This is a genomic window from Epibacterium sp. MM17-32, assembly GCF_022348205.1.
Classification (GTDB): Bacteria; Pseudomonadota; Alphaproteobacteria; order Rhodobacterales; family Rhodobacteraceae; genus Epibacterium.
The window spans coordinates 27,963-53,761 of sequence record NZ_JAKRFC010000009.1; the positions used below are offsets into that span (position 1 = coordinate 27,963).

A 25,799-nucleotide genomic window follows, 5' to 3' on the forward strand; every position below is an offset into this window, starting at 1 on the left:
GGATCACAAGGTCGCAGGCCACGCCCGCGCAGCAGAACGGCCGCGCAGAGGCTGCTTGGCGCGGTCGTGGCGGCGTGTCTGGTGGTGATGTTCTCACTGGGGACGTCCGAACAGGTCTCGGCGCAGGCCGCCGCAACCGCGCAGAAACGCGGTCCGGTGACCAATCTGCCGCTGCCGCGGTTCGTCTCCATGAAGGCGGCCGAGGGCAACGTGCGGCGCGGCCCGTCCCTGACCCACCGGATCGACTGGGTGTTCAAACGCCGTGGCATGCCGCTGGAGATCATCGCCGAATACGGCCACTGGCGCCGGGTGCGCGACCGCGACGGCGCCGGCGGCTGGGTGCATTATGCGCTGCTGTCCGGCATTCGCACCGTGCTGGTGGAGGAAGACATGCTCCAGGTGCGCGCCCAGCCCGCGCCGGACGCCCCTGTAATGGCCGCCTTCGAACTGGGCGTGGTCGCCCAGCTTGGCGCCTGCCAGATCGACTGGTGTGAAATCACCGCCGGCGGGCATTCCGGCTGGGCCCCGAAGAGCAAGCTTTGGGGCGTGGCCCCTGACGAAGTGCGCGAATAGGCACGCGGGTCGTGCACCGCTGTCCGCGCGCCGCCCGCCGTGGCTGTCAGTGACCCGCCACGGGCCGTAGCTTGGCCCGCCGCGGCCCTGTGCCCGGCGTGCGCGGCGCAAGATAGGTGCGGATCAGCTCGCTGCGATGGGCAAAGACCTTTTCATCGGTAAAGGGCGCCGCATCCGCATGCGCGCGTGTCATCAGATGGCCCAGCGCGCAGCGATCCGCATTCAGCGCCGCCACGCTGTGCGCCAGCGCCTGCGACTCGCCCCGGGGCACCAGGACCCCGCCCCCATGGGCCGAGATCAGATCCCGGGCATAAGCGCCGTCATAGCCCATGATGGGTGTCCCCGCCGTCAGCGCCTCAATCAGGCAGCGCGGCGATTCCGCTGTCTTGTGACAGAACAGGAACAGATCCGCATGCTGCAAGCGCGCCCGCACCTCGGCGTGGTCTTCGACAAATCCGGCCAGCCGCACCCGATCCTGAAGCCCGGCGCGCAGAACCCGCGCCCGCATCGCCGCAAGGCAGCTGCCATCCCCGAGCCATTCGGCCTCGAAGGGCACATTCAGCACCGCCAGCCGTTCCAGCACGGACAGCCAGTCCATCGGCCCTTTCATGCCCTCGGCGCGACCGGCATAGACGATGCGAAGGGGGCGCCGCGCCACGGCAGCGCGTTTGTACCGCAAGCGGGACAGGGTGATATGATCCGCATCGGAGATATGAATATCATGCACCAGCTGCGGGTTCCGACTGAACCGCGCATAGGCGTCAAAGGTCTCGCGGCCGTGAAACAGGCCGAGGTCCGCACGTGAAATCAGCGCGCGCTCCAGCCAGGCCATCGGCCGCCGGTAAAGCCGGGACTTCAGCTGCTGCTTCCAGTTTCCCCACTCGCGGGATTGGCGCAGCACATCGGATTCGACCCGGTCCGTCCAGATCGCAAACCGTTTGCCCAGTCGCAACGCCTCCATCGCGCAGACCGCGCCCCAGTCGCCGAACAAACCGCCGATGGCAAAACTGAGGTAATCCCCCTGCGCGATCAGGGCCCGCAAACGCCGGTGGTGATGAGGCCAGCAGCGCAGAAACTCCAGCGGGCTATAGGCCGAGGGCACCGTTTCCAGCCGAACGCCCGTCAGCGGTGCCATGGCCTCGGCCAGCGGCATCCAGCCCTCGGGGTGCGGCCCGGGCTTTTCCGGCATCACCACGGTGACCTGATCAAAATGCCGCGCCCACAGCCGCAAACCGTTAACGGCCTGACGCTCGATATAGAGGTCCGGCCCCTGCCGGAACACCGGTACGGGCGCATATAGAACCAAATGCCCTCCTGAACTGGCCCGCATTGTCAGATCCCCCACATTCAGATGTAAGAATATTATCGCAAAACCGCTCTTTGCGCAATTCTGCTTCTCATTTATCGGGCGGCGCGGCCCCGGGAGCGCAGCCCGGGTCCCCCCGCCCGGGCCGCGCCCGCACCGGGGCCAAGGCGTTTACCATAACGCCGCAGGTCTGATTAACCACGTCGCCGTTGTGCTCTGCACGCACGCGACCGCATAGTCCCGCTGCGCAAAAGGCGAGGCAAACCCGCGCATGGATAGTCAAAACCGGAAAACTTGCGCCAACAAAGCGGCCTTTGCGCAACCAGCCAATTGCGTTGCGCGATGCACTGGTCTAGGAGAGGCGTGTAGACATGATGCATGTCCGGACCCAGGCGCAGACCGTCTGTTGCTCCGGATCAGCCACCAGGTGACGCGGCAGCCACGCCGCAGAGACGACAAAAACAACTTCCGTATTCGTAGAAAGGTTGTGGAACATGGCAGAAAACTCAACGCCGGACATTTTGTATACCATCGTAGACGAAGCGCCGGAGCTGGCCTCGGCCTCCTTCCTGCCGATCATCCGCAAGTTCGCGGATGCTGCTGGTGTCAGCGTCGGCACCAAGGACATTTCTCTGGCCGCGCGGATCATCGCGACCTTCCCGGAGAACCTGACCGAAGAGCAGCGCCAGAGCGATGACCTCGCCGCGCTGGGCGAGCTGGTGAAGACCCCCGACGCCAATGTCATCAAACTGCCCAACATCTCTGCCTCCGTGCCGCAGCTGGTGGCCGCGGTCGAGGAACTGCAGGCGCAGGGCTACAAGCTGCCCGACTACCCCTACGAGCCGTCCACCGACGCGGAAAAGGAAATCCGGGCGCGGTATGACAGCATCAAGGGCTCTGCCGTGAACCCGGTGCTGCGCGAAGGCAACTCTGACCGCCGCGCCGCCAAGGCGGTGAAGAATTACGCCCAGAACAACCCGCATTCGATGGGCGCATGGGTTTCCGACAGCAAAACCAAAGTCTCGTCGATGCCGGGCAATGATTTCTATGCAAACGAGAAATCCGCCACCATCACCGCCGACCAGGCGGGCGACGCGAAGATCGAATTTGTCGCCAAGGACGGTTCTGTCACCGTGCTGAAGGATGCTTGGCCGCTGGCCGAAGGCACCGTGGCCGATGCGACCTTCATGTCCGTCAAGGCGCTGTCGAGCTTCCTCGAAGGCGCGATCGAGGACACCAAATCCGATGGCACCATGTTCTCGCTGCACATGAAGGCCACCATGATGAAGGTCTCCGACCCGATCATCTTTGGCTACGCGGTGAAAGCCTGGCTGAAGCCGGTGTTCGACAAATACGGCGATGAGCTGAAGGCGCTGGGCGTCAATGCAAACTCCGGCATGGGCGACCTCCTGGAGCGCGTGAAGGACAAGCCCGAGATCCTCGCAGCCGTCGAAGCGGTGCGCGCCGAGCGTCCTGAAATGTACATGGTCGACAGTGACAAGGGCATCACCAACCTGCATGTTCCGTCCGACGTGATCATCGACGCCTCCATGCCGGCGGTGATCCGCGCAGGCGGCAAGGGCTGGGATTCCCAGGGCAACAAGGGCGACGTGAACTGCGTCATCCCCGACAACTGCTATGCCACCGTCTACGACGAGACCATCAACTACTTCAAAGCCAATGGCGCGTTGGACGTGACCAAGGCGGGTTCCGTCGCCAACGTCGGCCTGATGGCACAAAAGGCCGAGGAATACGGCTCCCACCCGACCACGTTTGAGGCACCCGCAGACGGTGTGATCCGTGTGGTTCTGGCCAATGGTGACACGCTGCACTCCCATGACGTGGAGGCCGGCGACATCTGGCGCGCCTGCACCGTGAAGAAAGCCCCGATCGAGAACTGGATTCAGCTGGCGCTGGACCGCCAGCGTCTGACCGGGTCGGAGGCGATCTTCTGGCTCGATGCCAACCGCGCCCATGACGCCGAGCTGATCAAATACGTGCAGCCCGCGCTGGAGGCCGCAGGTGTTGCGGACAAGTTCCAGATCCTCGCCCCGCGCGAAGCGACCCGTCAGTCGCTCGAAACCATCACCGCAGGCAAGGACAGCATCGCCATCACCGGCAACGTGCTGCGCGACTACCTGACCGACCTGTTCCCGATCCTGGAGCTGGGCACCTCGGCCAAGATGCTGTCGATCGTGAAGCTGATGAACGGTGGCGGCCTGTTTGAGACCGGCGCCGGTGGCTCTGCCCCGAAACACGTGCAGCAGCTGGTTGAAGAAAACCACCTGCGCTGGGACTCGATGGGTGAGTTCTGTGCCCTGGGTGAAAGCCTCAAGTTCTTGGCGGACGTCAAGGGCAACGACAAGGCCGGCGTGCTGGGCGCCGCGGCAGAGGTCGCGACCCAAGGCATCCTCGACAACAACAAGTCGCCGGACCGCAAGGTCGGTCAGCCCGACAACCGCGACAGCCACTACTGGTTCGCCCGCTACTGGGCCGAAGCGCTCGCGGCGCAGACCGAAGACGCGGAACTGGCCGAACACTTCAAGCCGATCGCCGATCAGCTGGTCGCCAGCGAGGCCGCGATCCTGTCCGAACTGGCCGCGGCGCAGGGCAAACCGGCCGATATCGGCGGCTACTACCACCCCTCGGTGGACAAGAAGGCCGCAGTGATGCGCCCCTCGGCAACGCTGAACGGCATCATCGGCTAAGCCAGCCACCATCGACGTGATGACAAACGCCCGGGCCCTGTCCCGGGCGTTTTTTCTGGTCGCTGCGCCCATTTTGGGGGGCTCGTTCGCCCGCCCTGCCCCATGCGCACCGCGCGCGCCCTCTGACCGGGCGCGTATCATTTTAGCCAAATTGATCCCGCATCTCTGGCCGCATCGCTGCGCCGCCGGGCAAAGTCTGCGGGTCTGTAAAGCCCGCATTAGTCATTTTGCCGCAAACAGGGTGTAAACGACAACTTGCAAGGCTTTCCCATCATGCCCGCCGCTTTCTACGGATTGTCCACCCGGATCTATGCCCTCGTGGCTCTCGCGCTCATCACAGCAGCCAGCCTGACCTTCTTCATTCTCGATCGCGCCTCAAAGGAGGCCTACTCCCTGCGCATGGGCGAATTGCGTCATGTCACCGACATCGGTCGCAGCCACATCGAGGCCTATGACGCCCGCGTCAAGGCCGGGGAGCTCACCCTCGAGGAGGCGCAGGCTGCCGTTGCCGAAATTCTCAATGACCTTCGGTTCGGGGAAAACGGTTATATCTACGCCTTTGACAGTGACATCGTGTACAAGGTGCACCCCTTCCGCCCGCAATGGGTCGGCGGCGAGAGCCAGCGTGACCTGACGGATGTGCACGGCAACCGGATCTTTGACACCATTCTTGGTGCGCTGGATGAGAACGGACGGTCCGAATCCACCATCTTCTTTGAAAACCCCGCCACCGAACAGGTCGAACCCAAGCTGACCTACGCCCAGTATTACGAACCCTGGGACTGGTATCTCGGAACCGGCGCCTATGTGAACGACATCGAGGCCGACATTGCGCAGATGCGCATGGAGGCCTTGGGCGGTCTCGCGGCCGTGCTGGCGGTGATGATCGGCGTGTCGCTGCTGATCCTGCGCCACACGCTGCCGCCGCTGAACGCGCTGAAAGATCGCATGACCACGATGTCGGACGGGGACCTCGACAGCGATGTGCCCGGCCTCAGGGACCGCAGCGAGATCGGCCAGATGGCGCAGGCGGTGGCCAATTTCCGCGACGGTTTGCAGATGCAGGCGGCGCTGGAACGCGAGGCCCAGATCAAGGATGAGGACCGCCAGCGCGTGGTGGCCATTCTCGGTCAGCGACTGGCGCGCTTTGCCGAAGGTGACCTGACAGTGCGCGTCGATGACGACATGCCGGAGGAGTTCCGCCAGGTGGCCGAGGATTTCAACACCACGGTGACCCGGATTTCCGACCTGATGCGCCAGATCTTTGCCGGGGTGATGCATATCGAACAGGAAAGCGAATCGCTGGACTCCTCCTCGCGCGAACTTGGCATGCGCACGGAGACCCAGGCCGCCTCGCTGGAGGAAACCTCGGCCGCGCTGACCGAACTCTCCGCCTCGGTCAAGAACTCCGCCGAAGAGAGCCGCTCGGCCTCCGAACGGGTGCAACAGGCCAGCGAACGCACGGCCCGGGGCGCGCAGGTGGTACGCCAGACCATCGATGCCATGCGCGGTATCGAGGAAAGCTCGCAGAAGATCTCCTCCATCACATCGCTGATCGACGACATTGCCTTCCAGACCAGCCTTCTGGCCTTGAACGCCGGGGTCGAGGCGGCGCGCGCAGGCGAAGCGGGCCGTGGCTTTGCGGTGGTTGCCGGCGAAGTGCGCGCCCTGGCGGGCAAATCCTCGGATGCGGCGCGCGAAATCGCGGAGCTGATCGCAAATGCCAGCCGCGAGGTGGAAACCGGTGTGACGCTGGCCCGGGATTCGGGCACCGCGCTCGATGAAATCAACGAGCACATCACCGCCATCAACGAAACCGTTTCGGCCCTTGCCGAGGCCGCCCGCGAACAGTCCACCGGGCTGTCGGAAATCACCTCGGCCGCCGATCAGCTGGATCAGGTGACCCAGCAGAACGCAGCGATGTTCGAAGAGACCTCGGCCGCGACCCAGCGCCTGCGGGACGAGGCCGGTTCACTGGCCCAGAACGCGCGCAAGTTCCAGCTGGACGCGGACGACGCCACTGCGCTGCGCCGGGCGTCCTGACCCCGGGCCGCCCCCCCCCCCAGCTTGGGCAAATACGGGCCGGGCGCGCGCGACCAACCGCGGGCGCCCGGCCCTCTTGGTGTTTCGTACAGAGGCACCCGAGCCGGGCCGGAGCGCCCTTTCGGGCCAGGCCAAAAGCCCGGCACAGAGTCCGACACACAGACCGGCACACAGGCCGGCACACAGACCCGCGCGCCCGGTGCGGAGGCCGGACCGTTCGGCGGGGGCCAAGGACAGCGCCCCCCAGGGGATCGCGCAGGCGACCCTGCCACCTCGATGAAGCTTCGGGACCTCCGCCGACACATGGCCGTCATCTGAATATGGTTTCATCGGCGCACTGCCACGTGTTCAAAGGCGCTGCCCCATGGTGGACTCCCAAAAGATCCCGCACCGCGGTCATGAGGTTCTGGAGGTCCTGGCCCGGTTCGGCGGCTCCGCCCGCAACGCGCAGATCGCCCATGCGCTGGGGGTCTCCGAAGAGACCATCCGCCGACTGGTGCGCAGCCTCGCCCACGCGGGCAAAGTCGACCGGGTGCACGGCGGCACCGTCCTGCGGCCCGCGCATGGCGCGCCGGTGTTTTCCACCCCGCTGGCCACCAATACCGCCGCAAAATCCGCCATTGCCCGCACCGCCGCCGCGCTCCTCAGCGACCGCATGACGGTCTTTGTCAATGTCGGGTCCACCACCACCTATGTGGCCGAACACCTGCGCCAGCACAGGGAACTCACCGTGGTGACCAATTCGCTGCCCGCGATGGCCGCCCTTGTCGGCCACAATGGCAATCGGGTCTATCTGACCGGCGGTCAGGTCCTGTCCGGCGAACGTGGCAGCTTTGGCAGCATGGCGGAAACGCAGGCGCAGCAGTTTTCCTATGACGCGGTGATCTTGGGGGCGGACGGTATCTCGCCGCGGCACGGCTTTGTCACCAGCAATCCGCAAGAGGCGGACCTCACCCATGCCGTCGCCGTCCGGGCGGATCGGGTCATTGTGGTCGCCGATCTCTCCAAACGCGATACGCGCGCGCCCTTCGTGACCTGCCCCCTCGACCGGGTGAGCGATTTTGTCACCGATCAGGACCCCGATCCGGAGCTCGCCACCGCGCTCCGTGAATGGGGCATCACCACCCATACCGCGCCGTCCGCCGACGAAGGCGCAGCGGCGCAGACGAATACGCGCGCCCCCCGGAACTAAGGCCAGCCGCCGTCAGCGGCGCGCCTCTTTCTGCTCTGCCACGGTCCGGGCCACCAGATCCTTATACAGCGCCCGGATACGTGTGGTCACCGGACGCGCGCCAGTGCCGATCTCCTTGCCGTCGATCGAAGCCACCGGCGTCTGCGCGCCGAAGGTGCCGGTCAGAAAGGCCTCATCGGCACCATAGGCCTCATAGAGCGAAAAGTTCTTCTCAAACACCGGGATGTCGTTGGCGCGGCACAGGTCGATCACATTCTGCCGGGTGACCCCGTTCATGCAGTAATCCCCGGTCGAGGTCCAAACCTCGCCCCGCCGCACGATGAAGAAATTGCAGGCATTGGTGGTGTTCACAAACCCATGCGGGTCCAGCATCAGCCCCTCATCCGCGCCCGCCTGTTCCGCTTGCAGGCAGGCGATCACGCAGTTCAGCTTGGAATGGCTGTTGTATTTGGCATCCTGGCTCATCGGCAGGCCACGCACCTGCGGCACAGTTGCAAGGCGGATGCCATGGGTCGAGAGGCTTTCGGCCGGTTTCGAATGCTCCACGATGGCGACCACGGTTGGTCCCCATTTCGACAGGGCCGGATGCTGGAACGGTTTGGCCTTGGGGCCGCGGGTGATCATCAACCGGCAATGGGCGTCGCCGGTCATCCCGTTGGCCGCTGCGGTCCGGTCAAGGATGTCGCGGATGTCCTCCGGCCCCATACCGATCTCCAGCGACACCGACTTCAGGGAATTGAACAGCCGGTCCATATGCGCGTCGAAAAACGCCCACTCGCCATCATAGAGCCGCATCCCCTCCCACATGCCATCGCCCAGCATGAAGCCGGAATCATAGACCGAGACCTTGGCCTCCGCCTTGGGCACGATCTCGCCGTTCACATAGATCTTGATGTGATCGTTGCGGTCATCTGCCTCGGCGTCATGGGTGGAATGGGTGGGGCTCTGGTCCAGTGTCATGCGGGATCTCGTCTGTTGTCTCTTTGCAGGCAGACAGACCATGCGCCCGCCCGGCTTGGCAAGGGGCGGCGACCTATATGTCCAGAACAGGTGGCGCGGAGGTGGCCTCCGCCTGGATGAACCGGTGCAACGCCCGCGCCGCATCCGAGGTCAGCAGGCTGCTGTCGGACAGGGTGCAGACCCAGGGGCACGGGCCCACCTGCCCCAGCGGCGCCATCAGCCGCCCCGCCGCCAGCCCGGCGCGGGCAAACACTCCGGGCACCACCGCAACGCCCTGTCCGGCCTCCGCCAGGGCGATCACCGACCCGAAGGTGTTGGCCTGACAGGCTCCTTCCGCGCCCGGGTCGGCGGCAGCGACGGGCAGCCCGAAGGAGCGGAACACCTGCGGCCAGACCTCCGTCCGGCCGAGACTGTGGATCAGCCGGGCGCGCGGCAGATCCTGCGGACCGCTCAGCCGCCCCACCTGCGCCTGATAGGAGGGCGCGCAGACCGCCACCAGCTGGTCGCGCCACAGCGGCAGGCTGGCGCGGTCCAGGGTTTCCTCATGCACGTTGGTGAGGATGATGTCGGCAATCTCCGGCGGCTCGTCCACCCAGACGCGGCCATGGATGGTCACCGCCGCGCCGGGATGCTGCGCGCCGAACCGAGCCACCAGATCCGCCAGCCAGTGATCCACCAGGCTCACCGGGCAGGAGATCACCACCCGCTCCGCCCCGCGCCGCCGCAGGATCGCATGGGTCGCCTGTTGCACCTGTTGCAAGGCCTGCTGCACCCCCGGCAGATAGGCATTGCCCAGCGAGGTCAGCGTCAGGGAGCGCGGATGGCGCACGAACAGCGGCCCGCCGATATGCTGCTCCAGCGCGCGGATGTGGCCGCTGACGGCGGCCTGGGTCAGGTGCAGCTCCCGCGCCGCCTCGGTAAAGCTGAGCATCCGGGCCGCGGCCTCGAAGGAGCGCAGATAGTTCAGCGGCGGCAGATCCTGCATCATCGTCCTTTCCCGCATGCAAGTCACCTCATCAGCGGCCCATGACCCCGGTTTCATGTGGTCTTAGGGGCCGGATTGTCCATGTGTCAAGCGCCACGCTGCGCGTTAGGCTTGCACAAAACAGCAGATGAAGGACCTTGGACCAGATGGCCAGATCAGGACGACGGGGCGGCCGCGGCGGCATGTCCGCCCGTGCGGAGAACAAGATCGAACAGCTCCCCTGGAGCCAGACCCACCTGCCCTACCAGCCGCTGGAAGTGGTCACCGAAGAGCAGCTCGAACAGATCCACCGCACCTCCATGCGGGTGCTGTCGGAGGCCGGCATCCGGGTGATGAGCGAGACGGTGATGGATCTGTTTGCGGACGTGGGCGCCATCGTGGACCGGGACGAGATGACCATCCGCATCGACGAAAGCATCGTCGCACAGGCGCTGGAAACCGTGCCGCAAAGCTTTGACATGGTGGCGCGCAACCCTGCAAAGTGCATCACCATGGGCGGCCGCGCGATGAACTTCGGCCTGGTGGCGGGCCCCCCGAACACCCACGACATGATCAACGGCAGACGTCCCGGCAACCACGAGGATTATTGCAATTTCATCCGCCTGGCGCATCACTTCAACGCGGTCAACATCATCGGCAACCAGGTGGTGGCCCCGATGGAACTGCCCGCCAACACCCGCCACCTGGACACCTATCTGGCCAACCTCACCCTCTCGGACCTGACCTTCCACTGCACCGCCATTGGGCGCGGACGGGCGCTCGACGGCATCAACATGATGGCGATCAGCCGCGGCATCTCCGTCGAGGAGATGCGCGCGGTGCCCGGCGTGGTGACGGTGATCTCGGTGAACTCGCCGCGGCTGCTGGACGAGGCGATGACCGACGGGCTGATGGCGATGGCCGAACATGGCCAGCCGGTTAGCATCACGCCCTTCACCCTGATGGGGGCGATGACGCCGGTGACCCTGCCCGCCGCCATGGCGCAACAGAATGCCGAGGCGCTGTTTGGCGTGGTGCTGACGCAGCTGGTGAACCCGGGCACGCCGGTGCTCTATGGGGCGTTCACGTCGAACGTGGACATGCGCTCCGGCGCGCCGGCCTTTGGCACGCCGGAAAACACCAAGGCCAATATCATCGCCGGTCAGCTGGCGCGGCGCTACCGGGTGCCCTACCGCACCTCGAACGCCAATGCCTCCAACTGCGTCGATCTGCAGGCCGCCTATGAGACGATGATGTCGACCTGGGGGGCCACCATGGGCGGGGCCAACCTGATCTACCACGCGGCGGGCTGGCTCGAAGGGGGGCTGACCGCCTCGATGGAGAAATTCATCCTCGATGTCGAAATCATCCAGAACATGAAGGAATTCATGAAGCCGATCAGCTTCAGCGAGGATGAGCTGGGGCTGGAGGCGATCAAATCGGTGCCCACCGGCGGCCATTTCTTTGGCGCCGCGCATACGATGGAGCGTTACGAGACCGCGTTCTATCGCCCGTTGTTGTCGGACTGGACCAACTACGAGAATTGGGAGGCCGCCGGCGCCAAGGACGCGCTGACCCGCGCCACTGCGCTGTGGCAGCAGGCGCTGCGCGAATACGAGGAACCGGCGCTCGACCCGGGCGTGGCCGAGGCGCTTGATGCCTATGTGATCCGCCGCCGCGAAGAAATCGGCGCGGGGGAGCCCTGAGCCTCCACAAACCCCAGACCGGAACCCGCTGACCGGAGAGTGACCGATGTTGCAGGACAAACCGCAGCACATGTCTGAGGAAGAGACCGCAGCGCCCGCCCCGACAGGCCCGGTGAGCGCGCCTGTGCAGCGCTTTGTTCTGATGCTGCTGCCGGGGCATTCGCTGCTGTCGGTGAGTGGTTTTCTGGACACGCTGGCACTGGCCAACCGGCTCTGCCGCGCGCAGCCCCTGACTAGCCTCTGCGTCACGCTGGACGGGGCGCCGGTGACCTCGTCCTGCGGCCTCGCCCTACCGGTTGCGGGCAGCCTCCGGGATCTGCGGCGCAGCGATCTGCTGTTGCTCTGCGGCACGCCTGACATCCCGCGCGCCACCCTGGATGCGGTCACCCGTGGCCTGCGCAGCGCCATGCGCCACGGGGTGCGTTGCGGCGGGCTGGAGCGCGGCGCCGAGGTGCTGGCCATGGCCGGCCTGTTGACCGGCAAGTCCGCCACCACCCATTGGCGCCATCAGAGCAGCTTTGCCGAAGGCTATCCGCAGGTGGTGCTGGCGCGCTCTGCCTTTGTCTTTGAGCACGACAGCTTTTCCTGCGCGGCGGGCACCGCGGCGATCGACCTGGCGCTGTGTTTCATTCGCAGCCTGCTGGGGGGCGAACTGGCCGATCAGGTGGCGGATGAGCTGAGCTATACCCAGCAGCACCGGCTACAGGCGCTGACCTCCGACATCTCGCCCCATTTCGCCCATGTCACCCATCCGCGCCTGCGCCGGATCATCCGGGCGATGGACGACAATGTCGAATACCCGCTGCCGATGCAGAGCTTTTCCGAACTGGTGGGCATCTCGCAGCGGCAGGTGGAACGGCTGTTCCTGCGCTATGTGGGCCTGCCGCCCAAGCGGTTCTACGACGACCTGCGGCTGGACCGGGCGCGCAATCTGCTGTTGCAGAGCGAGATGCCGATCACCGAGGTGGCCATGGCCACCGGATTTGCCTCGCCGAGCCATTTCTCCAAGAAGTTCCGCCTGCGCTTTGGTCAGACGCCGTTCGAGCTCCGCTCCGGGCGCGTCACCAGCGTCTAGCGGAAGCGGCCGCCCTGCTCGATCACCTCGATCTGATAGCCATCCGGGTCGGCGACAAAGAAGAACCGCGCCACCCGTTCGCCGCCGGGGCGGAAATCGACGATGTCGCGCGGCGCCCCACCGGCGGCCTCGACCCGGGCGCGGGCCGCTTCCAGATCGGCAACCACAAGCGCGATATGGCCATAGCCATCACCCAGATCGTAAGGCTCCGTGCGGGATTTGTTGACGGTCAGCTCCAGCTCGAAGGTGCTTTCGGGGGCGGTCATGTAGATCAGCGTGAAGTCGTCGAAATCGAGCCGGTCCGCGATCTCCATCGCAAAGGCGGCCTTGTAGAAGGCCACGGAGGCCTCCTCGTTCAGAACGCGGATCATGCTGTGGGCAAGTTTGGTCATCGGCTGCGCCTCGTGTTGACTGCGGGTCCGGGACTGCTCAAACCGCAGTGGCAAACCGATTGCAACCCCCGGCCTGCCCAGGGCCGTCCAATGCAAAAACGCCCGACACTTGGCCGGGCGTTTTTCATAAATCGCGTGTCGGGGTCGGGATCAGCGCGCGCCGTTGCCCTTTGCCAGTGCGTGATAAAGGACACCGCCCAACAGCGCCCCGATCACCCAGTTGTAGCCGGAAAGGAAGCCGAACCAGGGCACCCAGACGGTGGCCACCGAGAAGATCCCCGCCAGGGCAAAGGCCTTGACCGCCGCGCCGTTCCAGCCGTAGTTGTAGTGGTAGGCGCCGCCTTGCGTGTCGTAGAGATCGGCGAGGTTCAGCTGCTCCTTGCGGTGCAGGTAGTAGTCCACGATCATGATGCCGAAGATCGGCGCCAGCGTCGCTCCCAGCGTGTTGACAAAGCCGCTGATGCCGAACTGGCTGATGAAGCTGGTCCAGAAACCGCCGATCACCAGCGCAAACACCGAGGTGATGAGCCCCGCCTTGCGAAAGCTGATGGTCTCGGGCGACAGGTTGGCGATGCCATTCACCGCCGGGATGAAATTGGCCACCAGGTTGATGCCCACCGTCGCCGCAAAGAAGGTGATCGCGGCAATGATGCCCAGCAGCACGCTGTCGGTGCGCTCGACGATCTCGGTCGGGTTGATGATCTCCTCGCCAAAGACCACGGCCGCACCGCCGGTGGTCAGCAGCGCCAGCGCCGAGAACAGGATCATGTTGAACGGCAGACCGGCCAGGTTCCCCTTCACCATCGTCGGCTTGTCCTTGGCATAGCGCGAGAAGTCGGAGAAGTTGATCATCACCGCCGAGAAATAGGCCACCATGGTGCCGATGATGGCAATGAAGCCGTTGAACTCGGTCCAGAAGGTGCCCTCGGGATTGGCAAAGATGGTGGCGGTGGCCGACAGCAGCTCCCCGTCGGAGCGTTGCCACAACACCACCACCAGTCCGATCATCACCACATAGACAAAGGGTCCGGCGATATTGAGGAAGGTCTCCACCCAGTTCATGCCGCGCCAGAAGATCACGATGTGAAAGCCCCAGACCAGCACGAAGGACAGCCAGTCGATGCCGGTGAGGCCAAAGATCTCTGCCCCGCCGCTCAGCCCGGTGAGCGAGCGGATCAGCAGCGCCAGCGCGGTGGAGGCGAAATAGACCTGCACCCCGTACCAGAACACCGCCACCGTGGCGCGCAGCACCGCCGGCAGCTTGGCGCCCTCGGTGCCGAGGCTGGCGCGGGCCAGCACCGGATAGGGGATGCCGTATTTCTCGCCCGCAGCCCCGGAGAGGTTCACCATCCACATCACGAACAGGCCCGACACCACCAGCGCCGCAAAGGCGGTCCAGCCGCCGACGCCATAGGAGATGAACAGAGACGCCACCAGCGAGTAGCCGAACAGCGACTGCACGTCATTGGCCCAGATGTTGAAGATGGCGAACCACCCCCAGGTTTTTTCCTCCGGCGTCACCGGGCTCAGGGTGTTGCCGGTGGGGTCCAGCGTGCCGCTGTCCGCCAGATGCGTGTGTTCCGTGGATGCCATGTCAATCTCCCTGTGACGGCCCGCGCGGCGCTCTTTTGAAAAGTTTTTACATTGCCGCGTTATTAAGCTTGCACGTAACATGTTAGAGAGTATTCTAGATGGGACGCTATAAGAAAATTCAGATAAGACTTTAAGGCCTGCATTGTTAATGCAGGTCGGGGGGAGAGTTATGAACCAGGCACAGGGCGCTCAGCTTCAGACCGATCTGGCCCAGGCCGCGCTCTGTGATGCGCTGCGCCAGGGGATCCTGCGCGACGGGCAGTTCGTGTCCATGCCGCAGCTGGTCGACCTGATCGGCTATCCGCTTGCCGCGGTGCGCGAGGCGGTGAAATACGCCAGCGCCCAGGGGCTGCTGACCACGGTGCCCAAGCGCGGCGTGCAGGTGATGGAGGCGCGTCCCGAAACCATCCGCGCCTGTCTCGATTTCCGCATGGTTCTGGATCAGGAAGGCGCCCGCCGCCGCATTGCCAAAGGCGCCTTGAGCGGGCTTGATGACCTGCGTCAGCAGCATCAGGACATGCTGGCCGCCGCCGGTGCCTCCGACAGCGACGCCCAGCCGCCCCGGGCCATCGCGGTCGACCTGTCGCTGCACGACTACCTGTCAGAAGGGCTCGAAAACGAACAGCTGGCGCGGGTCTATGGCGCCAACCGGATGCGCATTGCCATTATCCAGAATGCCCGGCCCTTCCTTCAGGTGCGCATCGTTTCGGCGATGGAGGAGCATCTGGCCATCATCGATGCCCTGGAACTGGGCGATGCCGAGGCCGCCGTGCAGGCCATTTCAACCCATTGCGCGCAAACCCTGCGCTGGTGGGGTGTTGCCTGACGCCAGCGGCCACACCACCGCCCCCCATCACGTCACGGTGAGACGCCCGCGATACCGGATGTCGAGGCGTGCTTGCGCTGCTATCGAATAACAGGCAGCTTTGCGGTGTTATACGTGCATCCGGATTGTCAGATCGCCCATTCAAAGGACGCCCCGCCATGTCCCGCTTCTTTCTCGCCCTGCCCGCCCTCGCCCTGATTGCGGCCTGCGCCACGCCGCAGGAACGCTGTATCCGCCAGGGCGCGGCCGAACAGACCCGGCTCCTGAACGAGATCAAGGAGACCGAGAACAATATTTCCCGCGGCTATGCGATCCACCGCCAGACGGTGCCGGAAACCGTGTTCTACACCTGTCGGCGGGTACGGGATGGCAAGGTGGTGGGCTACTACCCCTGCCCCGAGACCTATTACCGGACCATCGAAACACCGGTCGCCATCGATGTTGCCGAAGAACGCAAGAAGCTGCGCGGTCTGAAGGACGCGTTGCCGGGGGCCAGCACCCGCGCCGCCGAAGCCGCCGCGCAATGCCGCATCCTGCACCCCGAATAGCCCCGGCTCCGACCACGCGCGCCCCCGCCCTCCGCTGCCCGTTCGCAAAGGACCGCCCATGCTCCGCCTTCTGACTGCCGTCACCCTGTTCTTCCTGCTGCTGCCCGCGCTGTCGACGAGCGCACGTGGCAGCGATGGGTTCAGTGGCCGCCCCGGCTGGGGTCTGCGCCTGAACGACGACAGCACCGAGGCGATCGTGACCCAGCTCAGGACTGATTTTCGCCGCTGCCAGGGCGCGCCCAAGGTCTATCGTTACGACTGCTACCGTCGCAGTTACCGCACCGGAGCCCACGCCCTGCGCGGCAGCCGCGAATACGCCCCGATTGCCCAGGCGCTCGCATTGGTGGAACAGCGCATCGGTGCCGCGGTGGAGGCCAACCTCGACCCCAGCCAGCCCAACCTGCGCGAGAACATCTTTGTGCAGCATCGCGCCGTCAAACCCGACGCCGTGCCCGCGATCAAACAGGCCACATTGGCAGCCATGGAAGAGGCCACCACGATCCTGCTGCGCACACCGGACAACGAACAGAAAAAGCATTTCCAGCGCGTTGCCGCCGTGATCCAGTCCAACAAGGTGCTGCTGCGCTCTGCCCTGATGCGGCTGCCGGGGCCCTTGCGCAGGCTTGCAACCCTGCCCGCCTTCGCCCCGCTCGGCTAGGCGCGCACGGCTTTTGCCCGGGGGGCGGAACCTGCCGCTAGGGAAACCGGGATCACCCGTGCTACGCTGCCTGTACCGAGCAACGACGGAGCAGGTCGATCATGCGATTTCTCATTCTTCTTCTGACCCTTGCCACCTTTGTCCCGGGGCCGGGCGCCCATGCCGGAAACCGGGGCGACGGCGGCGGTGGTGGCGGCCGCGATTCGAGCAATACGGTCAACAACCGCACCACCCGCGAGGTGGTCAGGCTGCTGGAGAGCGGCGTCGGCGAGTGCCTGCAACTGTTCGAGGCCTACCGTTTTGACTGCATCCGCAAGACCTATGGATTTGCCGCCCGCAAGATCAAGGGCGGGATCGACTACCAGCCCGCCTACGAGGCGCTGCGCAGCGTGGAAAAACGGGTCGAAGCCGCGGTAAACGCCAATGCCGATCCCACCGCCAAGCGCATCCGCAAGGGGCTGGTGCGCTACAGCGCCGTCAAACCCGCGGCCGTTGCGGCGGTCAAACGCGAAACCATCCGCGCCATGGAGGACGCCAGCACCGTTCTGCTGCGCTCCCCGGCGCCGCATCAGAAACCGCATTTCCAGAAAATCGCCGCGGTGATCGATTCCAACAAGGTGCTGCTGCGCTCCGCCCTGTTGCGCGGGCCGGTACAACTCTACCGACTGGCGCTTGGGCTCTGGCCGGTCGCACAGCTGTCGCATCGCGGTTAGAACAAGGAGACCCCTCATGCGCGTCCTGCTGATCTGCGCCCTTCTTGCCCTGGCTGCGCCCCTGACCTCTGCCCTGCTGCTGCCGGTCGCGGGGGCACGGGCACAGGATCACGACGGAGCCAGCCGCGATGCCCCGCGCGGCCTGTCCACCCGCACCACCGACGGGCTGATCCGGCAAATCGACCGGGATCTCTACACATGCTACAAGCTGGGCGATCTCTACTACTACGATTGCTACCGCAAAACCTTTCGCCGCGCCGCATCGACCCTGCGTGGCAACCGGGATTACGAGGCGGCCTATACGGCGATGAAACTCTGCGAAACCCGCGTCGGGCGCGCGGTCGATGCCAACCTGGCGCCCGACCTGCCGCGCAAGCGGGCCGGGTTTGTCAGCTATGTCGCCATCCGTCCCGACGCCTCCGCCCGCCTGCGCCAGACCACGCTGGATGTGGTGGAAGAGGCAAAAACGGTGCTGCTGCGCGCGCCCTCTGCGGGGCAGAAACCGCATTTCCAGAAGATCGCCCAGGCGCTCGATTCCACCAAGGTGCTGCTGCGCGCCGCGGCCCGGTCGTGGATCACCTGGTGGCAGCAGCTGGCGTGATGCCCCGGGCCCTGCGCCCGAAGCCCGACGCGGTTACTCAGGCTGACGGAACGTCGCCACCACATCATACATCACCGGCTCGAAGCTGCGGCATAGCGTGTTCAGCACCCGGTTGCGCTTGCGCATCTCTTCGCTGCGCAGCATCTCCATGAAATCCTCCCGGTGGCGCCACTGGGAATAATTCGCCACCCGTGTCTGGGCATCATTCACATGCAACCCCGCCGCGACAAAGCCGGGCTGGTGGGAAATAAAGGACGCATAGGCATCTTCCAATGCGTCAATCAGGTCCTGGCACGTGCCCGGCGTCACTTCGAAGGTGGTGATAACCGTCTGCACGTCGTTGGATTTTGCTATCGTCGGCATGAGATCCTCCCTGGCATCCTCTCTTTCAGACTATGGCACCTGACTTGAAAGTCGACAGAATTTCGCTCTACCCTGGGTGGAGTTAGCCGCTCTGGGAGGATCCGCCTGTGCGTCACGCCATCGCGATTGCCCTGTGTTTGCGGCTGTTGATCTGCGCGCCGGTTGCGCAGGCCGGGGCCTGGCTGGAGCCCGACGGCGGCGGGTTTCTGTCCAGCAGCGTGCGGGCCCGTCCGACGGGGGGCGAGATCGGGACATATGCGGCCTATGGGGTGACGCCGAACCTGACCTTCGGGATCGACATCAACCGCAGCGAGGACGCCGGGTTTCCCGCCGCCCATGCGCTGGTCTTTGCCCGCCTGCCCCTGCGCCAGCGCGACGAGGGTTGGCAACTGGCGCTGGAACTGGGCGCGGGAGTGGCGCGCACGGGCGCGGAGTGGGCCGGCATGCAACGGGTCACCCTGTCCGCCGGGCGCGGGCTGGACTGGTCCGCCGGTGGCGGCTGGGTCTCGGTGGATCTGTCGCGGGAATGGCGGCAGGGCGGCGCACAACGCGCCTGGAAGCTTGACGGCACGCTCGGGGTCCATCGCGCGCAGGGCCCCGCACCGATGATCCAGCTGGAACTCTACCAGCCGGATGACGGCGAGATGATCCAGAAGCTGTTGCCGGCCCTGCGCTGGCAACTGTCGGAGAGCCGCGACCTGGTCGCCGGGCTGGAATGGCGGTCCTTCGGCGATGCTCGGCTTGGCCTCAAGCTGGAACTGTGGCACAGGTTCTGAGCCCCGCCAGCACCACCCTGCCCGCCCGGCCAGTCCCCACGCACCGGAGCCAGACATGTCAGACCGCCCCCCCGCCTCGCCGATCCGCCCCACTGATGCCGAAGCGCGCAGCCTCGCATCAGATCTGATGCAGAGCGCGACATTTGCCGCCTTGGCCACGCTCAGCGCGGCAGGCCACCCGGTGCAGAGCCGCGTGGCCTTTGCGCTGGATGCTGGCGGGCGGCCGATCTCGCTGGTGTCCACCCTGGCGCAGCATACGCAGGCGATCGCCGCGCGCCCGCAGGTGTCGCTCCTGATCGGGGAGCCCGGCGACAAGGGCGATCCGCTGACGCATCCGCGCCTGACCCTGAACGGACGCGCCGAGATCCTGCCCAACGCCTGCCCCGCGCATGAGGAGATGGCCGCGCAGTATCTGCGCCGCCACCCCAAGGCCAAGCTCTACATCGGCTTTGCCGATTTCCACTTCGTGCGGTTCCAGATTGATGAGGCCTTTTTGAACGGCGGTTTTGGCAAGGCTTATGTGCTCACCCCCGCCGATCTGGGCCAAACCGCCTAGCGGTCGATGCGGATCAGCGCCCGCACGGTGCCGCGCACGGCCTGTTCCCAGACGATGTCGATCTCGTCATGGTTGCTGCCTTCCTGCGTGCGCACATAGTGGCCGGGATACACCACCGCGCCGCTGCTGCCGCGCAGTGATCCCTCAACGATCACTGCATCCACCGCGCGGCTGTAGCCCTGAAACGGCAGCGTGCCGCCGGTGGGTATGGTCCAGGTGCTTGCGGCGGAGTTCTGGTCAAACTCCACCCGCAGCGGATTGCGGCACTGGGTGCTGACGTTGTGAAAGCTGTTGGCGTCAAAGAACACGTCCTTTGAGCGCGAGAAATCGAGAGTGGCAAAGCTGGTATCGACCCGCTCGGCCCGGTCGATGGTGCCGTTGATCGACCGGAACTTGTTGCCGGTCACCGATACCCCATTCAGAAAATGCCCGCTGCCATACGGCTTTATCACGATATAGCTGAACCAGCTCGCCACATCGCCGCTGAGGAACACATTGTCGGTGATCGACATGGCCGCAAAGGAGAACCCGCCGGTGAAATCGGGGTTTGCGTCATATTCATTGGTCCACTCGATAAAGCAGTTGTCGATGTAGTTTTCCGAAATCGTGTGCGAGGCATAGGTATCCGTCACCACGATCCCGGCGGTGCGGATGCCGCCCGCAACGCTGTCACCCTGAAAGAAGTGGTTGCCGGTGACCGTGTGGTTTGACCCGGCCATCACCGCCCAATGCAGGAACCGCGTGGCGCGGTTGTGGCGCAGCTTCACATCGTTGGAGTTCACGTTGAGCGCAATACTCTCGCGATCCGCCACATCCATAGCGTCCTCGTCCGACAGGAACTGGCAATTGTCCACCAGCATGCCCTGACAGCCGCTGCCGATCGAGGTGATCCCGCGCGCCTTGGGGCGGGTAAAGAAACAGTCGTGCAGCGCAAAGACGGTGCCCGCCGGCGCCAGACGCAACGCGCTGGCGACGCCGTTGCACTGGAATTCCACGCCGGAGATACCGAACTTCTTCAGCGCCGAGAAGCCGGAGAAATCCAGCATGTATTTGAACGCGGTGAAGGTGAAATTCTGCGTCCCTTCCGCGTCATACAAGGGCTGGCTCAGGGTCAGCTCGGTCGCGCCGACGTTCTTTGCGGTGACATAGACCTCGCGCCCGACACCTGCACCCTCGACCAGCGCCCCCACCGGAATGGCCGAGATATTGGCCACATTGGTCAGTTTCTTCTTGTCGGAGCTGTCATAGGTCGCCTGCGCGGTGATCACGTCATGATCCCAACTCGCGCCCGCCTGCGCCGTGAACTGGCCGTTGCGGATATAACGGCGGGTGGCATAGCTGGTGCGATTTGGCACCGCCGCCTGCATGTCGATGGGGCCGCTGACGGCAATGCTGCGCCCGCCGAGGTCGAGACTTTCGTGATCGACACTGTTCAAAAGCGCCTGAAACGCCTTCTTAAAGGCCAGCTCCTCATCCCCAAACGCCGCCGCATAGGTCGGGTAGTCATAGCTCTTGGTCAGCAGGAGCATGGCGCTGTCGGGCATCGACAACGTGCCCTCAAAGATCACATCATGATTGAGCGACAGCGTGTTGTTGATCCGGAATTCGCCCTCGGGCACCAGAATGCGACGGCCATTGGCGGCGTCATCCGCCGCCTCGAACGCGGCGTGGCAATTGGTGGTGCCATCGCCCACAGCGCCAAAATCGGTCACATCCACCACGCTCAGCATATCGCGCAAAAAGACACTGGTGATGTCCTCGATCACGATATCATCGACGCGGATCACACCACCATTGGCCCCGGTCAGGTTCAGCCCGAGGTGCCCGTAGGCGGCGTCCAGCCCCCAGGGCATATCAACGCCGGAGCGACTGCCGGTGCCGACGATGGCCTGCACCTCGACCACCTCGCCATAGGCGCTGAGGGTGATGCCCGGCCCGCTCTCGATCACGCCAGAGACATGGGAGTTGTTGGCCGCCCCGGCCCAGCCCGCGATGCGCACGGTGGGAAAAGCGCCGCTCATGGCTTTGACGCGGGCGGTCACCCGCAGATAGCAGCCCGGCAGGATCGGCGTTTCGCCCATGTAGCGCAGCCGCTGGGTGCTGTCGGTCTTTTGCAGCTCCAGACAGCCGCCAAAATCCGCGTCCCCCGCAACCACGGCGGCATTTGCCGCCCCGTCATAGGTGTCGGAGCCGGGTGTGCCATTGCCGCTCGACCAGACGTCCAGACCGTCGGTAAACGCGGGCGGCATCAGTTGCAGACCGTCGGTGATTGCCTTGTTCATGAAAAACCCTTTCCTGTTCCACCACGCCGGGATTGGGAAAGGGTTCTATCAGGTCGGGTTTAAATCCCGCTCAGGACGGCGTGCGCTGGTCCGGCAACAGCGGCGGCCGCGCAGGCCGGTTCAGACGTTTGCCCCGGGCGCCTTCAGAAGCTGCACCGCGTTGATTTTCCATCCTGTTTCGGTCTCGACCATCTGGTAATCCAGCATGTGGATACTGCCATCTGCATCGGTCACCATGACCCGTTGCCACAGGTTGCCGGCGACCTCGCGCAGCTCCAGATAGCGCACCTCGGCGGGGCGCCAGACCATCGGATAGCCCTGCTCCACCATGGTAGCAAAGCGCTCCGGCGTGCCAAAGAGCTGGCGGATGCCCGGTGATGCAAACCCAAAGGCGGCCTGCGCGTCATCGGACAGGAAGGCCGCGATCTGCGCGTCAATCACGCTGGTGATCGGCTCTTTCTGTGCCTGCGCCACCACGCCCCAGCTTGCCCATGTGATCCCCGCCGCCAGTGCTATCGCCACGCCCATACGCATTGTGTTCCCTCCCGAACAGATCCTGTCCTAAGGGGACCTAGCGTGGCAGCCCGCACAGTCAAAACGCGCCCCGCCCAGCGCAGTGCGGTCAGGCGGCGAAATCGCAGGCGGAACAGGCACCAAAGGGCTTTTGCCGCATCAGCTTGGTCATGACCGATCCAAGCGCCGCGATCACCTCCAGCACCGGGGTCACGGGGGGCGGCGGCATCTGGGTGCTCATCGACGCCATCAGGCCCGGGCCGGAGGATTTGGTGACACGCCCGCCTTCCAGCACGTCCTGGACCTCCGGCAGCATCTCGAACTGGCTTTGCAATTCGGCGGCCGGCAGCGGCACGGCAATGCGTTTCTTGGCCCAATGGGTGTACATCGCATTGATCCGCGACTGGCCCGCCGGAGTCAGCGCATCCTCGCCAAAGGCCTCGTGGATGACATCCAGATCGGCCATCTCTGCCGCCAGCGCCATCAGGATCGGCAGCGGTGTCTTGGTGCGCGGCACTGGAAAGCTCTGAAGCGCCTTGTACTGGCTCTTGAGCTGTTCGATGAAGGCGGGCGTCAGCGGCGGCTTGTTCAGCGCCGCGGTGCTGCTGGCCAGCCCCGCCAGCTGGGTCGCCAGTTTCAACTGCGCCGGGGGCAGGCCAAAAGCGGGCAGCCGCATCTTTGGCAGGCGGGAGGCAAATTGCAGCGTCGCGTTCTGTTTGGCGAGGCTGGTGCCGCCATCGCCCAGCGCGGCGCTTTCGTTCAGCTCCATCTCCATCACTTCGAAGGGGCAGAGCCCCTGCGCGCGCAGCGCCAGCGTCATATGCGCGCCAAGGGCAAGGTGCTGATAGCTCGGCTGGGGCATCTGCGGCGGCAGCGAGCGGGTCTGCGCCATCACGTTTTCCTCAAGGCTGAGGATCGCCTGCGTCAGTTCCTCCTTGAGCGCCTCGAGGTCGTCCAGCGGGAACAGTGCCGCGGGCACCGCCAGCCGCGCCGCCAGGGCCAGCACCGGCCCGCCGCCGGACGGCAGATCGCTGGGCAGCGTGCCATTCGGCGCCTGCGCCACGATATTGGCCGCCATCCAGTTCTGGTCCTGCGGCAGCATTTCGGCCAGGTTCAGATCGGTGCGCGCGCTGAGGTTGGCGTTCAGCTTCATCAGCTTGAGCATATTGGACAGCTGCGGCGGCGGCGCATCCACCCGCAGGCTGTCCCGCGTGGTCGATGGCAGCGCCATCGGCAGTTCCAGATCCTTGCAGAAACAGACCATGCAGGGGGCTCAGCCGCCGATGATCACGGTCGGCGCCCCGACGCTGACCATGCCGCCATGGGCACAGGTGTCGATGACGATGCGCACCGCGGGCTTGCCACCGACCAGCACGGTCGAGGAGCCTTTGGCCAGCGTGTCGGGCGGGCCGACGCAGACCGCCATGTCGCCCATCACCGCCTGTGGCAATCCGCAGGTCAGCACCGTCGGCACACAAGGACCGGAGACCGGCCCACCCACATGCGGAATGGGCGGCACGCCGGGCGTCACCATGGGGCAGACATGCATATCCGAGAGTCGCGCCGCTGGCATCATAATGAAGTCCTCCGAAATAACCTTGGGTAGAAGATAAACACCTCAACGGCCAAAAAGAAGTGATCCGTCGCAGAAGTTTTTTGAAAAACCCGCCGGTGGAGACAAAACAGGCGCCCGTCGGGGCGCCTGCTGCAAGGTCACATGGACAAAATCGGCTGTCAGACCAGCTCGCCCGCCAGGGCGCTCTCGATCAGCGCGATGCTGTCCTCAACGCCATAAAGCGCGATGAAGCCGCCAAATCGCGGGCCCTGGCTCGCGCCCAAGAGCACCTCGTAGATCGCCGAGAACCACGCACGAAGGGGTTCGAACCCGTGGATCTTGCCGATGGCAAAGACCACGGACTGCAGGAACTCGTCGTCGGCAAAATTGGCTTCGGGCAGCGGATCATCATTGCCGACCAGCTCGTTTTTCTTGGCGATGGCCGCCAGTGCCGCCTCTGGCGAACGCAGCGCATCGGCCAGATCCGTGAGGGCTGCGCGCTCCTGATCGGTGGGCAGACGGTAGGTTTTTGCGGGCTTCACGAAGTCATTGAAATAGCGCACCGCATGGCCTGCGGCCTGATCCATGCCGGGATGGGTCTCGGCGGTGGCGTCGGGCGCGTATTTGTTGATGAAGCCCCAGAGGGTTTCCTTGTCCTCGGCGTTGGAGACGCTGGCGATGTTCAACAGCATCGAGAACGGCACCACCATATCCGACTGCGGGACATTGCCGCCGTGGATGTGCCAGACCGGGTTGTTGAGCTGCGACTTCAGGTCCTGACCGTGATAAGCCCGCAATTGCTGGTGATATTCATCCACCGCCTTGGGGATCACGTCAAAATGCATCCGCTTGGCGGTCTTGGGCTTTTGATACATGAAATACGCAAGGCTCTCGGTCGAGGCGTAGGTCAGCCACTCGTCGATGGAGACGCCGTTGCCGGAGGTCTTGGAGATCTTCTGGCCGTTTTCATCGAGGAACAATTCATAGGTGAAATGCTCCGGCGCGCGCTGGCCCAGCACCCGGCAGATGCCGTCATAGATCGGCGTGTTGGTGGAGTGATCCTTGCCGTACATCTCAAAATCGACGCCAAGCGCGGCCCAGCGGGCGCCAAAGTCCGGCTTCCACTGCAATTTTACATTGCCGCCGGTCACCGGCAGGGTCCATTCGCGACCGTCCTCATCATCAAAGGTGATGGTGTAGGTCTCGGCGCAGACCTTTTTCATCGGCACATAGAGCACGCGGCCGGTGTCCGGGTGGATCGGCAGGAAGATGGAATAGGTCTGGCGGCGTTCTTCGCGCAGCGACTTCAGCATGATCGCCATGATGTCGTCGTATTTTTCAACCGCGCGCTTCAGCACCTCGTCGAACTGGCCGGAGCCGTAGAACTCGGTGGCGGAATAAAACTCATACTCGAACCCGAAGGTGTCGAGGAAGCGGCGCAGCATGGCGTTGTTGTGATGGCCAAAGCTCTCATGCGTCCCAAACGGGTCCGGCACCGAGGTGAGCGGCTTTTGCAGATGCTCCGTGAGGCTCTCGGAATTGGGCACGTTGCCCGGCACCTTGCGCATGCCGTCGAGATCATCGGAAAAGCAGATCAGCTTGGTCGGAATGTCGGAGATCACCTCGAAGGCGGTCTTGATCATGGTGGTGCGGGCCACCTCGCCGAAGGTGCCGATATGGGGCAGACCGGAGGGGCCGTAGCCGGTCTCGAACAGGACGAAGCCCTTCTCCGGCGCGCCCTTGGCGTAACGTTTGAGAACACGGCGTGCTTCTTCAAACGGCCAGGCTTTGCTCTTCAGAGCTTCTTCGCGCAGATCAGACATTGAGGGACTCCATCGGTGTCTGTGAGGTCAGTCCGCCACCCCATGTGGCAGGACGCACCCCCTTATGAGAGAG

24 protein-coding genes are annotated in these 25,799 nt (G+C 64.6%); 13 read left to right on the top strand and 11 right to left on the bottom strand.

Translation table 11 applies throughout. The features are described 5' to 3' along the window. Positions 1–87 precede the first annotated feature (87 nt). Complete coding sequence (locus MHM88_RS15300) at positions 88–573, top strand: SH3 domain-containing protein (RefSeq protein ID WP_239367377.1); 486 nt, start codon at positions 88–90, stop codon at positions 571–573. Between the two features lie 46 nt (positions 574–619). Here the strand turns inward: MHM88_RS15300 and MHM88_RS15305 are convergent, their stop codons facing one another. Continuing rightward, entirely contained in the window at positions 620–1,879 is a 1,260-nt protein-coding gene (locus MHM88_RS15305) for a glycosyltransferase (RefSeq protein ID WP_239367232.1), read from the bottom strand. Between the two features lie 494 nt (positions 1,880–2,373). Between MHM88_RS15305 and MHM88_RS15310 the strand changes: the two genes are divergently transcribed. The 3 genes from MHM88_RS15310 to MHM88_RS15320 all read left to right on the top strand — a co-directional run bounded on the left by MHM88_RS15310 (position 2,374) and on the right by MHM88_RS15320 (position 7,822). Next, a complete protein-coding gene (locus tag MHM88_RS15310; RefSeq protein WP_239367234.1) occupies positions 2,374–4,587 on the top strand; it encodes an NADP-dependent isocitrate dehydrogenase in 2,214 nt (737 codons plus the stop codon). Between the two features lie 273 nt (positions 4,588–4,860). Beyond that, positions 4,861–6,630, top strand: a complete 1,770-nt coding sequence (locus MHM88_RS15315) for a methyl-accepting chemotaxis protein (RefSeq protein ID WP_239367236.1) — start codon at positions 4,861–4,863, stop codon at positions 6,628–6,630. 364 nt (positions 6,631–6,994) lie between these two features. Then, positions 6,995–7,822 carry a DeoR/GlpR family DNA-binding transcription regulator gene (locus MHM88_RS15320; protein WP_239367238.1) on the top strand — a complete coding sequence of 276 codons (828 nt, stop codon included), beginning with the start codon at positions 6,995–6,997 and terminating at the stop codon, positions 7,820–7,822. Positions 7,823–7,834: 12 nt separating this feature from the next. Here MHM88_RS15320 and MHM88_RS15325 read toward each other — a convergent pair whose 3' ends face one another. Then, the gene (locus tag MHM88_RS15325; RefSeq protein WP_239367240.1) at positions 7,835–8,782 is read right to left on the bottom strand and encodes an aminotransferase class IV; all 948 of its coding nucleotides are present in this window, start codon (positions 8,780–8,782) and stop codon (positions 7,835–7,837) included. Positions 8,783–8,855: 73 nt separating this feature from the next. Then, positions 8,856–9,785 carry a LysR substrate-binding domain-containing protein gene (locus MHM88_RS15330; protein ID WP_239367242.1) on the bottom strand — a complete coding sequence of 310 codons (930 nt, stop codon included), beginning with the start codon at positions 9,783–9,785 and terminating at the stop codon, positions 8,856–8,858. Positions 9,786–9,913: 128 nt separating this feature from the next. Between MHM88_RS15330 and MHM88_RS15335 the strand changes: the two genes are divergently transcribed. Then, positions 9,914–11,452, top strand: a complete 1,539-nt coding sequence (locus tag MHM88_RS15335; RefSeq protein WP_239367244.1) for a trimethylamine methyltransferase family protein — start codon at positions 9,914–9,916, stop codon at positions 11,450–11,452. 46 nt (positions 11,453–11,498) lie between these two features. Then, the gene (locus MHM88_RS15340) at positions 11,499–12,527 is read left to right on the top strand and encodes a GlxA family transcriptional regulator (protein WP_239367246.1); all 1,029 of its coding nucleotides are present in this window, start codon (positions 11,499–11,501) and stop codon (positions 12,525–12,527) included. Here MHM88_RS15340 and MHM88_RS15345 read toward each other — a convergent pair. Both MHM88_RS15345 and MHM88_RS15350 read right to left on the bottom strand, forming a co-directional pair. Next, entirely contained in the window at positions 12,524–12,919 is a 396-nt protein-coding gene (locus tag MHM88_RS15345; RefSeq protein ID WP_239367248.1) for a VOC family protein, read from the bottom strand. The genes MHM88_RS15340 and MHM88_RS15345 overlap by 4 nt on opposite strands. A 150-nt stretch (positions 12,920–13,069) precedes the next feature. Continuing rightward, on the bottom strand, positions 13,070–14,512 hold the full coding sequence (locus MHM88_RS15350; RefSeq protein WP_239367250.1) for an NCS1 family nucleobase:cation symporter-1: 1,443 nt from the start codon (positions 14,510–14,512) through the stop codon (positions 13,070–13,072). A 169-nt stretch (positions 14,513–14,681) separates the two neighbouring features. Between MHM88_RS15350 and MHM88_RS15355 the strand changes: the two genes are divergently transcribed. The 5 genes from MHM88_RS15355 to MHM88_RS15375 all read left to right on the top strand — a co-directional run bounded on the left by MHM88_RS15355 (position 14,682) and on the right by MHM88_RS15375 (position 17,858). Continuing rightward, positions 14,682–15,338 (top strand): GntR family transcriptional regulator, encoded by a 657-nt coding sequence (locus MHM88_RS15355; protein WP_239367252.1) that lies wholly within the window; start codon positions 14,682–14,684, stop codon positions 15,336–15,338. A 158-nt stretch (positions 15,339–15,496) separates the two neighbouring features. Further along, positions 15,497–15,886, top strand: coding sequence for a hypothetical protein (locus MHM88_RS15360; protein WP_239322842.1), 390 nt, complete (start codon positions 15,497–15,499; stop codon positions 15,884–15,886). Positions 15,887–15,944: 58 nt separating this feature from the next. Next, on the top strand, positions 15,945–16,544 hold the full coding sequence (locus MHM88_RS15365; RefSeq protein ID WP_239367254.1) for a hypothetical protein: 600 nt from the start codon (positions 15,945–15,947) through the stop codon (positions 16,542–16,544). Positions 16,545–16,645: 101 nt separating this feature from the next. Next, positions 16,646–17,257 (top strand): hypothetical protein, encoded by a 612-nt coding sequence (locus tag MHM88_RS15370; RefSeq protein WP_239367256.1) that lies wholly within the window; start codon positions 16,646–16,648, stop codon positions 17,255–17,257. 16 nt (positions 17,258–17,273) lie between these two features. Then, positions 17,274–17,858 carry a hypothetical protein gene (locus MHM88_RS15375; RefSeq protein WP_239367258.1) on the top strand — a complete coding sequence of 195 codons (585 nt, stop codon included), beginning with the start codon at positions 17,274–17,276 and terminating at the stop codon, positions 17,856–17,858. A gap of 33 nt (positions 17,859–17,891) precedes the next feature. Here MHM88_RS15375 and MHM88_RS15380 read toward each other — a convergent pair whose 3' ends face one another. Beyond that, entirely contained in the window at positions 17,892–18,221 is a 330-nt protein-coding gene (locus MHM88_RS15380; RefSeq protein WP_239322838.1) for an antibiotic biosynthesis monooxygenase, read from the bottom strand. Between the two features lie 107 nt (positions 18,222–18,328). Here MHM88_RS15380 and MHM88_RS15385 point away from each other — a divergent pair, with 107 nt between their 5' ends. Both MHM88_RS15385 and MHM88_RS15390 read left to right on the top strand, forming a co-directional pair. Next, a complete protein-coding gene (locus MHM88_RS15385) occupies positions 18,329–18,997 on the top strand; it encodes a hypothetical protein (RefSeq protein ID WP_239367260.1) in 669 nt (222 codons plus the stop codon). A gap of 55 nt (positions 18,998–19,052) precedes the next feature. Continuing rightward, positions 19,053–19,553, top strand: coding sequence for a HugZ family protein (locus MHM88_RS15390; protein WP_239367262.1), 501 nt, complete (start codon positions 19,053–19,055; stop codon positions 19,551–19,553). On the opposite strand, the gene MHM88_RS15395 is transcribed toward MHM88_RS15390, so the two are convergent. The 5 genes from MHM88_RS15395 to MHM88_RS15415 all read right to left on the bottom strand — a co-directional run bounded on the left by MHM88_RS15395 (position 19,550) and on the right by MHM88_RS15415 (position 25,726). Beyond that, positions 19,550–21,835 carry a glycosyl hydrolase family 28-related protein gene (locus tag MHM88_RS15395; RefSeq protein WP_239367264.1) on the bottom strand — a complete coding sequence of 762 codons (2,286 nt, stop codon included), beginning with the start codon at positions 21,833–21,835 and terminating at the stop codon, positions 19,550–19,552. The two genes, MHM88_RS15390 and MHM88_RS15395, sit on opposite strands and share 4 nt — an antisense overlap. 120 nt (positions 21,836–21,955) lie before the next feature. After that, complete coding sequence (locus MHM88_RS15400) at positions 21,956–22,369, bottom strand: DUF4864 domain-containing protein (RefSeq protein WP_239367266.1); 414 nt, start codon at positions 22,367–22,369, stop codon at positions 21,956–21,958. Positions 22,370–22,457: 88 nt separating this feature from the next. Beyond that, positions 22,458–23,612, bottom strand: a complete 1,155-nt coding sequence (locus MHM88_RS15405; RefSeq protein WP_239322833.1) for a hypothetical protein — start codon at positions 23,610–23,612, stop codon at positions 22,458–22,460. Positions 23,613–23,621: 9 nt separating this feature from the next. Next, a complete protein-coding gene (locus tag MHM88_RS15410) occupies positions 23,622–23,924 on the bottom strand; it encodes a PAAR domain-containing protein (RefSeq protein ID WP_239322832.1) in 303 nt (100 codons plus the stop codon). Positions 23,925–24,082: 158 nt separating this feature from the next. Further along, on the bottom strand, positions 24,083–25,726 hold the full coding sequence (locus MHM88_RS15415; RefSeq protein WP_239367268.1) for a lysine--tRNA ligase: 1,644 nt from the start codon (positions 25,724–25,726) through the stop codon (positions 24,083–24,085). Positions 25,727–25,799: the final 73 nt, after the last annotated feature.